The sequence below is a fragment of the Arthrobacter pascens genome, assembly GCF_017052465.1.
Taxonomy (GTDB): domain Bacteria; phylum Actinomycetota; class Actinomycetes; order Actinomycetales; family Micrococcaceae; genus Arthrobacter; species Arthrobacter pascens.
Window position 1 is genome coordinate 1 of record NZ_JAFHKT010000004.1, and the last position, 335, is coordinate 335.

Sequence of the window (335 nt, forward strand, 5' to 3'; positions counted from 1 at the left end):
CACGGCCACTGGCATGCACCAGCTGCCACTCCCAGGAACAGAACTAAGCACAGGACCCGGCACAGGAACGTTCACCTTCACCGGGCCGGTCACCCCCGCCATCATCCGCAAAATCGCCAGCGACGCGGACATCATCCCCGTCCTTCTCGGCAGCGAAGGACGCATCCTCGACATCGGCCGCACCACCCGCATCTTCCCGCCCCACCTCCGCAAAGCCCTCACCGCCCGCGACCAAGGCTGCGCCTTCCCCAACTGCACCATCCCCGCCCCCTGGTGCGAAGCCCACCACATCACCTCCTGGTCACACGGCGGCACCACCGGCACCGACAACGGCA

1 protein-coding gene is annotated in these 335 nt (G+C 67.2%); it reads left to right on the forward strand.

From position 1 onward, the window contains the following. On the forward strand, window positions 1–335 hold a 335-nt coding region (locus JYA52_RS00020; protein WP_240459796.1), incomplete at both ends, for an HNH endonuclease signature motif containing protein.